This is a genomic window from Xenorhabdus siamensis, from assembly GCF_037996745.1.
Lineage (GTDB): Bacteria > Pseudomonadota > Gammaproteobacteria > Enterobacterales > Enterobacteriaceae > Xenorhabdus > Xenorhabdus indica.
In genome coordinates, this window is record NZ_JBBMXE010000010.1 from 253,523 (window position 1) to 264,119 (window position 10,597).

At 43.0% G+C, this 10,597-nt stretch carries 7 protein-coding genes; 5 read left to right on the top strand and 2 right to left on the bottom strand.

Translation table 11 applies throughout. The annotated features are described in order from the left end of the window. Position 1 precedes the first annotated feature (1 nt). Positions 2–586, top strand: coding sequence for a UbiX family flavin prenyltransferase (locus AAC852_RS11640; protein WP_340621165.1), 585 nt, complete (start codon positions 2–4; stop codon positions 584–586). On the opposite strand, the gene AAC852_RS11645 is transcribed toward AAC852_RS11640, so the two are convergent. Beyond that, the gene (locus AAC852_RS11645) at positions 583–1,497 is read right to left on the bottom strand and encodes a TIGR01777 family oxidoreductase (protein WP_340621166.1); all 915 of its coding nucleotides are present in this window, start codon (positions 1,495–1,497) and stop codon (positions 583–585) included. The two genes, AAC852_RS11640 and AAC852_RS11645, sit on opposite strands and share 4 nt — an antisense overlap. Positions 1,498–1,691: 194 nt before the next feature. Further along, the gene (locus AAC852_RS11650; protein ID WP_340621167.1) at positions 1,692–2,309 is read right to left on the bottom strand and encodes a glutathione binding-like protein; all 618 of its coding nucleotides are present in this window, start codon (positions 2,307–2,309) and stop codon (positions 1,692–1,694) included. Positions 2,310–2,520: 211 nt separating this feature from the next. Between AAC852_RS11650 and yfcD the strand changes: the two genes are divergently transcribed. From yfcD to AAC852_RS11665, 4 genes are all read left to right on the top strand, one after another. Next, the gene (gene yfcD / locus AAC852_RS11655) at positions 2,521–2,994 is read left to right on the top strand and encodes an NUDIX hydrolase YfcD (protein ID WP_340621168.1); all 474 of its coding nucleotides are present in this window, start codon (positions 2,521–2,523) and stop codon (positions 2,992–2,994) included. 434 nt (positions 2,995–3,428) lie between these two features. After that, complete coding sequence (locus AAC852_RS19995) at positions 3,429–3,572, top strand: DUF6347 domain-containing protein (protein WP_422824291.1); 144 nt, start codon at positions 3,429–3,431, stop codon at positions 3,570–3,572. Positions 3,573–3,604: 32 nt separating this feature from the next. After that, positions 3,605–4,180 carry a hypothetical protein gene (locus tag AAC852_RS11660; protein WP_340621169.1) on the top strand — a complete coding sequence of 192 codons (576 nt, stop codon included), beginning with the start codon at positions 3,605–3,607 and terminating at the stop codon, positions 4,178–4,180. Between the two features lie 191 nt (positions 4,181–4,371). After that, entirely contained in the window at positions 4,372–10,416 is a 6,045-nt protein-coding gene (locus tag AAC852_RS11665; RefSeq protein ID WP_340621170.1) for an SDR family NAD(P)-dependent oxidoreductase, read from the top strand. Positions 10,417–10,597: the final 181 nt, after the last annotated feature.

Sequence of the window (10,597 nt, forward strand, 5' to 3'; positions counted from 1 at the left end):
CATGAAAAAACTGATCGTCGGGCTGACAGGAGCAAGTGGTGCGATTTATGGTATCCGATTACTGCAAGTCTTACAGCCTGTAGAAGATATTGAAACGCATTTAGTGATCAGCCAATCAGCCCGACAGACATTAGCACTGGAGACTGACTATACCTTGCGGGAAGTTCAGGCTCTTGCCGATGTTGTGCACGATAACCGTGATATCGCTGCTTCTATCTCTTCGGGATCATTTAAGACATCAGGGATGGTGATTTTACCTTGTTCTATCAAAACATTATCGGGTATTGTGCATAGCTACACGGATGGCTTAATCACTCGTGCCGCAGATGTTGTCTTGAAAGAAGGGCGTAAATTGGTGTTGGGAGTCAGAGAAACACCATTGCATTTGGGGCACTTAAGGTTAATGACTCAGGCTGCTGAAGTGGGGGCAGTGATAATGCCGCCAGTTCCTGCGTTTTATCACCGCCCTGAGTGTATTCAGGATATTATTGACCAGACAATTAACCGTGTACTTGATCAGTTTGATATTGAACTGCCAGAGGATTTATTCAATCGTTGGCAGGGTGTGAAACTCACTGATGTTTAACGCTGATTAGCATTTTCCTTTAATAAATTCTTTAAGGCTTCTTCTAATTCAAAATAGCGGAAGCCGAATCCGGCTTCTTCTAATCGTTTGGGCACAGCTTGTTGCCCACCTAAGAGCAGTGTTGCTGCTTCTCCCATTACAATTTTTAATACAAAAGCAGGTATACGAATAAAAGTGGGGCGACGCAGGATTCTTGCCAAGATCGCACTGAACTGATCATTATGAACAGGATAGGGCGCAGTCATATTGAAAGGGCCATCCAGTTCTGGAGAAACCAGCAAGTAATAGATGCCGTTGACCATATCATCAATATGGATCCATGGCATATATTGTTTGCCACTTCCTATCGCACCTCCAAACCCCAAACGGAACAGAGGCAGCATTTTTTTCAGTGCTCCCCCATTACTGGCTAAGACGATACCTGTTCGTAACAGACATACTCGGGTCTTTTCGCTTTTAGCTTGTAATGCCAGTTTTTCCCAGCGTTCACAGAGCTGATGAGAGAATTCATCATGGGGAGGATCATTTTCTGAAATAACAGCTTGCCCCTGATCACCATAATACCCAACGGCCGAACCGGAAATAAAAACAGAAGGAGGGGACTTACCAGCCCTAATTAAAGTGCTGAGCTTTTCAGTTAATTGCCAACGACTTTGGCAAAGTTTATTTTTTTGTTCTGGTGTCCAGCGCTTATCAGCGATAGGCTCACCAGCAAGATTGATAACTGCATCAAAATCATCCAGATTGCTCTGTTCGTTCAATGTCGTCCAGCATTCTACCTTATCGCTGAATAAAGAGTAAACCTTTTGTGGAGAACGGCTCAAAATGGTAATGGAGTGGGAGAGTGAAAGCAATTGATAGATTAGCTTGTGACCTATCAGCCCTGTTCCTCCCGTAACTAAAATATACATAACCACCCCCTGTGACCAAAAGTGGATATACTCCCGGCTTTCAAGTTACAGCCTTATTAGCTGCAACTTGAAATCTATCGGTATAATCATTGATTGACTATAGCAAGTGATGGCTTATACGGCAGCGAAATATGCTGTTATCTGTTATCAACATCAAGTTTTAGTGAAAAGTTTCGTTACTAAACGAGCTTTCATCAATATTTGTATGCTGCTTTTGTTGCCGGCCGTTGACTGATATTTTCGAGCCATTTTTCAACAGCAGGGTAATCCTGCAAATTAATTTTTTGATGTTCATAACACCGTGCCCACGGATAGGTGGCGATATCAGCGATACTGTATTCATTGCCGCCAAGATATGGTGTTTTTTCCAATTGGGTATTCAATACCTTGTATAAACGTTGAGTTTCTGCCACATAACGGTTTATCGCATAGGGTACAACTTCTGGCGCATAACGATGGAAATGGTGATTTTGCCCAAGCATCGGGCCGAATCCCGCGACTTGCCAGAATAGCCATTGTAGCTGTTGAATACGTTCCCGCTCATTCTGGCTCAGAAATTTCCCTGTTTTTTCTGCCAGATAGAGCAAGATAGCACCTGATTCGAAGAGAGATATTGCTTCCCCTCCATCAACAGGCTCATGATCGACAATTGCGGGGATCTTGTTATTGGGTGAGATAGCTAAAAATTTCGGGGTAAATTGTTCGTCAGCACTGATATTGATTGGATGAATGGTATAAGGGAGACCGGTTTCCTCAAGGAACAGTGAAATCTTATAGCCGTTAGGTGTAGGAGCGTAGTATAGATCTATCATATAACCTCTAGTAATAGTAACGTTAAGATAAATGTTAGATTTATTACATTAGCATTGGTTTTGTTTGTCTGTAAAATGCCATCGATCCTTCATAGCTGTGTGAGTGGATTTGTTTTTCCGGTTAGGGTCTGTATACATATTTCAAAATTGGTTGATAGAGAGGCTATCACAGCAGAAATTGGTTCATAGATTATTTAGCAAAGGTTTTAGGATGACTCAAGAAAAATCAGTCAATATTGAGTGGGTTGATATCGTTAATGAAGAGAATGAAATCATCGCGCAGGCAACTCGTCAGCAAATGCGTAGCCAAAACTTGAGGCATCGGGCAACTTACATTGTTGTACATGATGGAATGGGGAAAATATTGGTTCAGCATCGCACAGAAACAAAAGATTTTTACCCTGGTAAATTGGATGCAACTGCTGGTGGTGTCGTGGTGATGGGGGAAAGTATGCTTGAATCTGCCCGTCGTGAAGCCGAAGAAGAGTTGGGGATTGCCGGGTTCCTTTTGCGGAACACGGGCTTTTCTATTATGAGGAAGATATCTGCCGTACATGGGGAGGGTTATTCAGCTGTGTCAGCCACGGGCCATTTGCGTTACAGGAAGAAGAGGTTTCTGCGGTTTACTGGTTGTCACCTGAAGAAATTACTGCCCGTTGTGATCAATTTACGCCTGACTCTTTGAAGGCGCTTTCTCTATGGTTGGATCGTAACAAAAAAGATGTTAGCTGAAATCCACAATTGAAAAGAGAACGTTTACAGGCTCCTCATTCTGAAGAGCCTTTTATACTTTTCATCTTTCAATGACCGCTTTATTGACTGCAATTTGAAATTTGTAGGATGTATATTATTTTTTTTATATACCACTCAATAATTAATCTTTTAATATAGGTAAAGTTGCATTAATTATTTGTTTTTAAATGATTAATTAGCTTTCTTTCTTAAATTGGGTCAATTTTTTTAAATTGAAACTATGGTCAATTAGATGTATACAAAGACGCTATTACGGAAAATATCAGTCGCATATATTTATAGTGGTAAGGATTATAAAATTTATAACATAGAAAAAACAAATACACTCAATAGGTTTCAAGTTACAATTAGAGTGAGAAAATAAAAATAGCCGATAAGGCATTAAACCTCAAACAAAGTCTGACAATGGCTGATTTTTCCAATGCTGTTGTGCGTGCTTTTATTGATATTACTATTATTGGTGGGATTTACTTTTTTCTCTGTGGAATACTTCATTTTCATCACAATTAAATATTTGGTTAGCATTAATTATAAGTTTTTTATTGGTAGTGTTTTCCAGTTGTTTTATTGTATCCAGACTTAAGCATTACTCTATTGAATTATATGGGAAACTATTTTCAATTAAAAATGTTGAGGTAAGAAAAGAAGACAGTGACATACATATAATATTTAATTATTTTTTACCTTGGGCAATTATTGCTGGTGCGGTTGCAGGCTTACTAGCATATGGTTATTTTCGAGAAGAAAGTGGTAATTTTACAGAGATAATTACCGTTTCAGTGGCGGCTTTTAGTGCAGGAGGAACATCCTATATTATTTCTTTATGGATAGCTTATGTGACACAGAAACAAACTATTCTTGATATCAAAGCAAATTTATTACACTTTGAAAAAGATGATAAGCTTGATGAAAGTTCAATGTATTTTTTAATTCATGCTTTTAGTGCATGTGTCATAGCATTAATTTTTATTGTGACGCATTTTTTATCTATTGATCATCTTTCTCCAATACAAATAACAGTTATTGAAATTGTGGTTGGAGCCACATCCGCTGTGGCAGGTTCATTAGCCGGGTTATTGAGAGGGAGAGAAAAAGTTTTATCCAAAAAATATAAGTAACATTCTTGTCAGCATATCTTACTAATCTACCTTGATTTACGTGTATTCGAATAGATTTCGAAAGCATATTTAATAGGTTAATAATGATGTTTCTGACAGCGGATGACAGTGAATGACAGTGAAAACACTCAATACAGTGCATTAAATATGTGCTGGATAGGAGACTGTTTTGTTCAAAACGCGAGGAATGTATGTCCAAGACGTATTTTTTGCATGATAGGAAAATTAGTGGGGATATTGCGATCGTTGGGATGGCAACTCATTTCCCGGATGCACCGAATTTGTATAAGTTTTGGGAAAATATTATAGGCAAAAAGGATTCGCTAATCGATATCACTGAGATGTCAAAGGAAGAATATTGGAAAAAAGAAGACTTTTACCATCCAGACCCAACAGCCGCTGATAAAACTTATGGTCATCGTGCTGGCTTTGTGCCTGCTATTGATTTTGATCCTGTGGAGTTCAAAATTCCACCCGCAATTCTCGATTCGCTCAGTACAGCCCAGTTATTTGCTCTGTATGTTGCCAAACAGGCGATGCAAGATGCCGGTTTGCTGGAGACGAAAAACAGTAAAGTTGATCGTGAGCGTATTGGTGTAATTTTGGGAGGAGGCGGTAATGGTAATACATCATTCTCGCTGGCTGCCCGTCAGCAGGCGCCTTACTTGCGCGAAATCATGATGAAGTCAGGCCTTTCTGAAGAAGTGGCAAACGATATTATTGAACGCGCGCACGGAATGTACCTTGAGTGGAATGAAGACAGCTTCCCTGGGTTTTTAGGCAATGTTGCCTGCGGCAGAATTGCCAGTTATTTTGACCTTGGCGGCACATCTTATATGGTAGATGCTGCCTGTGCCAGCAGCCTTGCTGCAATCAAAGCCGCAATTGGTGAGTTACATTCTGGTAGCTGTGATGCGGTCTTAACAGGTGGTATCAATCTGGAAAACTCCATCTTTTCTTTCCTGTGTTTCAGCAAAACCCCTGCATTATCGCGAAATAATGTATCCCGCCCCTTCGATCAGAGTGCTGATGGCATGATGTTGGGGGATGGTGTAGGTATGTTGGTTTTGAAGCGTCTTGAAGATGCTGAACTGAATGGTGATAAGATCTATGCAATCATAAAATCTGTCGAAGCCTCCAGTGATGGCCGTGCTAAAAGTATTTTTGCTCCCCGTATGGAAGGGCAGGTAAAAGCTCTGAAACGAGCCTATGCTTGCGCGGGGATTGTGCCGAGTGATATTCAGTTGGTTGAAGCACACGGTACAGGGACAGCATCAGGTGATGATACCGAACTTAAAAGTCTGCATGCTGTGTTTGGCGAGTTTCAGATCCCCCCGAAATCAGTGGCGATTGGTAGTATCAAATCCCAGATTGGACATACCCGTTGTGCAGCCGGCGCTGCTTCTATGATTAAAGTTGCATTGGCGTTACACCATAAGGTATTGCCACCCACTATTAATGTGAAAAAGCCTACTGATCTGTTGATGTCAGAAAACAGCCCTTTTTATGTCAACAGTGAAGCCAGACCGTGGCTACGTTCATTCAGTAATGCGCCACGCCGGGCAGCATTAAGCGCCTTTGGTTTTGGTGGGACTAACTTCCACGCTATTCTGGAAGAGTATGAAAAACAGACACACGGCCGTTATCGGTTGAATGAATCACCTTGGATTATGTTGTTTAAAGGTGAAAGTCCCGCAGACTTGCTTTCACAGTGTGAGGCAGCTTTATCCCGCTTTACTGGTGATTTACCGGAAAATGCCATTCGTCAGCATCTGGAGCAACAAGATATCGAGAACTTACAGCCGCATCAGGCCAGAGTTGTGTTCGTTTCTCAATCTGTCGCACAAACTGTGGAATTACTTTCTATCGCTGTCAGTCAGTTACAACAAAACCAGTTACAACAAAACCAGGTACAGCAAAATAGCACTAGCGGTTGGGAACATCCTCGCGGGATCTATTATCAGCCTAGAGGAAAAGTACTGGATGGTAAGATTGTTGCTCTGTTCCCTGGTCAGGGTTCACAGTATGTCAATATGGCGCGGGATATTGCTAATGACTATCCTGAAATGCGTCAATCTCTGGAAGCGCTGGATGATGTCGCTATCAGTCAGTCAGGTCATGAATTATCCCCCGTTATTTATCCCGTACCTGCCTTTTCAGAAGAAGAATATACGAAACAGCAGAAACGGCTGACAGACACGGCCAATGCTCAGCCTGCATTGGGGGCAATCAGTGCGGGTTATTTCAATATATTAAGAAATATAGGCTTCAGACCTGATTTTGTCGCGGGCCATAGTTATGGCGAAGTTGTAGCACTTTGGGCGGCGGGAGTACTTTCCGAGAAAGATTTCCACCGCGTTTCTCTGGCAAGGGGATGGGCTGCCGCATCAGCGAATCAGCTCTGTGGTCCTGATTCGGATGCTGGTGCGATGCTGGCAGCTTCGTTGACCCATGTACAACGTGAAGAAATTCTGCAACGTTATACAGGGATTGTCATTGCTAATGATAACTCTGAACGGCAGGTAGTTTTTGGAGGAGAAACTGACCAGATTAATCAGCTATATGATGAGTTGAAAAAACAGAATATTCATTGCCGTATTCTGCCTGTGTCTGCTGCCTTCCATACGAAATTTATTCAGCCGGCCTATCAGCCTTACCGTGAGTGCCTGACTGATATCCATTTCCAGCCACCAGAGTGCAAATTATTCTCCAGCGCAACAGCAGAACCCTATGACAATTCACCACGCGTCATTCGGGAATTGTTGGCAGAACAACTGATAAAACCAGTTAAGTTCCGTCAGACCATTGAGGCAATTTACCAGCAGGGAGGGCGCTTATTTGTTGAGTTCGGGCCGAAAGGTGTCTTAGGCAAATTAGTATCTGATATTTTGAAAAACCGGGAACATACCGTGATTTCAACCAACCCCAGTGATAAAGGGGAAGAGAGATTACAGTTAGCCCGTGCTCAGGCCAAATTACTGGCAGAAGGTGTCAGGCTGTGGGATATAAACCAGCATGTCCGTATTCAGCCAGTGGAAGAAGACAAAGGTAAGCGTCTGACCTTCAGACTAAGCGGTGGTTTCTTCTTATCTGAGAAAAATAAAGCTCGACGTCAACATGCCTTGCGTGAGGGTGATCATGCTGTTGTTGAGCGGTTTATCGCGGGATCATTGCCGCAGCCAGAAAAGGCAGTATTGGCAGAAGAAATTGAAAGTTACCCTGAACATGAAGTTGAAAGCAGAGTCGTCGATAACGTCGAAGATGCCGCTGAAAGTTACATTGAAAGCAAGATTGAAAACAAGACTGAAAAGGTGGTTGAACACAAGCAACCTGTTTCAGCCGAATTTCTCCAACAGAACGTTCTGACAATTATTCAAAGACGAGATAACCCCATGGAACAGAATAATAAATTGAGCGAAAGCCAAAATGCTGACACATTAAATGGACTGTTACAGGCCCAACAGGTAATGAGTCAACTACACCAGCAATTTCAGACAAATCAAAAAGAATACATCCAGTTGTTGAGTATGTTACTGGAGAAGCAATACAGTTTGCTGGAAAGTTGCAAAGATCACCAGAACCTGCCAACGATGCTCTCTAGTTTGAGTCAAAGCGTTCAACTGTTGGACAAAAACCTCGAATTATACCATACCAATCATGAACGTTATTTTATGACGCAACAGAGCCTGTTCCAGTCCGGGCAGGTAACACCAGTTATGGCATCGGTTAGCCGCCTGACTCAATCGGTTGTCGGATATTCCGCTCCGGTAAAAGCTGCTGAATCTATTTCTGCTCCTGTATCTAACATGCAGCCAGTAGAAATGGTGGAAAAAGTCGAGGCAGTGCGTCCAATGATGCCAGAAATGCCTAAGACTGAGGAAGTTCCGGTTACACCAGTGGTATCAATGGCTTCTTCTGAATCTGCTAATGAATCTATTAAGCCTGAGCCAGAACCAGAAAAAGCGGTCGCCAAAGTACAGACGAAAGTACTTGATCCTGAAGTGGAAAAACTGATTAAACATCTTGAGCGGATCACTGAAGAAAGCATCATCAGCCAATTGATCAACATTGTCAGTGAAAGAACGGGTTATCCGCAGGATATGATCAGCTCAGAGATGGATCTGGAAGCGGATCTGGGTATTGACTCCATCAAGCGGCTGGAAATCTTTGGGGCGATGTTTGATGCGTTCTCTGCGAACATGGGGCTTCATAGTGAGACAGCAAGAAATAAAGATATGGAAAACTTCGAAGTCGATTCGTTGAGCACTATTGCTAAGATGAGTGACTTCTTCAAACAAATGATCGACGAAGCAGTAAGTGCCTTGTACAACAAGGGGCTCGGATCTGAGCCAGAACAGGTACAGCCACCTGTAGAACACCATGAAAAAGAGCAAGCTGCTGTTGCAGAAAAAAGCAGTATAGGGGCATCCGAGAAATTGCGGTCATTGGGATTTGTCACTTCGACAGCGGCTTCATCTGAGGGCTACAGCGTAAAAAAGCCGCTAGCTGAATCGCAACGGATGGTGTCCTCTGCGGTTCAGCCTGAACTGAATCATAAAATTGCACTAAATAAAGAAGATGAAGAAAAGCGCTTTGCAGATTCGCCCGTTTCCCGTTTTGCGGTGGTGAAACAACCTCTGCCAATGCCGGATTGTTTGCAGGATGTTTTTTCATCCCCCAAACGCTGGCTGGTGGTGGATGAGGGAACAACCAGAGTGGATAACCTGGCCGTAGATAAGACAGTTGTAGAGAATATCGTGGATGCATTGGAACAGCGGGGACAGCAAGTGGTCGTTCTGTCACTGAAGCAAAATCAGGCCGCAATGGGTGACGAATCTGTGCTGGATGCTGTACTGGCAGATATTGAACAGCAACATGGCACTATTGAAGGCGTCATCTATTTGCAGGCTCTGAAACAGGGGGTTAAGGCATTGGCCGATGTATTCAATGAGCAGGATTACCGCTCAGTTGAAACCACTTTCCTGTTGGCAAAACGCCTGCAAAGCAGCCTTACCCGTGACGGGAAACAGCCGGGATACTTCATGGTCATTATGCGGGGGGATGGTGAACTGCTGACTTCCGGGCGTGAATACTTACCGATTGTTTCTGCGGGCATCACTGGATTGACCAAATCGCTGAATATTGAATGGGGAAATGTCTTCTGCCGCACCGTAGACATTGATGCCAGAATGAAAGACAGCGACGTGGCAAAGATAGTGATAGAAGAGCTTCAGGATAGCCGGACTGGCGTGGCAGAAATTGGACGCAGTGTAAATGGTGAACGCATGACATTGGCGCTGAAGGAAGAGAAAGTATTATCAGCGGCATCGGCCATGCAGGTCAGCCCCCATGATGTACTGGTTGTGACAGGGGGAGCCCGTGGTATTACAGCACACTGTGTTATTGAACTGGCAAAACAGAGTCAGGCGGCTTTTATTCTGCTCGGACGTACCGATATGACTGCACCGTTGCCGGAATGGTCTGTAGGCAAAACAACCTTGGCTGAACGCAAAACGGCAGCTATTGCCCATCTGCAAGCACAAGGGATTCAGCCGACACCGGTTAAGGTGAATAGTATGTTAAACCGCCTGATCCATATCGACGAAATCAACGCCACATTACAGGCGATCAGGCAAGTGGGGGCGCGGGTTATATATCTGCATTGTGATATCACTGTTCAGGAACAGGTAAAGAGGGCATTAGAGCAAGCCCGGCAGCAGTTTGGGCCGATAACTGGCTTAATTCATGGTGCCGGAAATCTGGCGGATAAGCGGATCGAAAAGAAAACGCTGGCGGATTTACATTCGGTCTTTAATGCCAAAGTCAAAGGGCTTGAAAACGTATGTCGTGGGCTGGATTGCACATCTTTGCGTCACATCATGCTGTTTTCATCAGTTTCCGGTTTCTTTGGTAACGCGGGGCAAACCGATTATTCACTGGCAAACGAGACGCTGAATAAATTTGCCTACCTGCCTTTCGGTGGCAAACACATCCAGATAATCCGTTCAGTGAATTGGGGGCCGTGGGATGGCGGTATGGTTAGTGATGTTCTCAAACGGGTTTATGAGGCTCAGAACATGGTAATTATTCCTCTTGACGAGGGAACAAAACGTTTTGTACGTGAGTTTAGTGATCCCCGTTCGCGTCAAATTACCATTGGGGGAAAAACTTATATGGCTCCGAAAAAAACGATACCTAATCAACTACGGAATGTAAGCAATAATGCTGCAATTTAAAAAATGAAAGTATAAAAGTTATAAAAGAATGACTCCATTAAATAATGGAGTCATTAAATAGTGAAGAAATTAAATAGTGAAAAAATTATGATGAATAACGAAAAATAATCATGAGTTATAAATAATAAAAGTCAGGTTGCTAATATACCTGAGTGAAAATATTCGCTCAGGGGAACGCTAT

Coding starts and splice junctions, on each gene's coding strand:
- AAC852_RS11640 (WP_340621165.1), top strand. CDS start 2: ATGAAAAAACTGATCGTCGGGCTGACAGGAGCAAGTGGTGCGATTTAT.
- AAC852_RS11645 (WP_340621166.1), bottom strand. CDS start 1,497: ATGTATATTTTAGTTACGGGAGGAACAGGGCTGATAGGTCACAAGCTA.
- AAC852_RS11650 (WP_340621167.1), bottom strand. CDS start 2,309: ATGATAGATCTATACTACGCTCCTACACCTAACGGCTATAAGATTTCA.
- yfcD (WP_340621168.1), top strand. CDS start 2,521: ATGACTCAAGAAAAATCAGTCAATATTGAGTGGGTTGATATCGTTAAT.
- AAC852_RS11665 (WP_340621170.1), top strand. CDS start 4,372: ATGTCCAAGACGTATTTTTTGCATGATAGGAAAATTAGTGGGGATATT.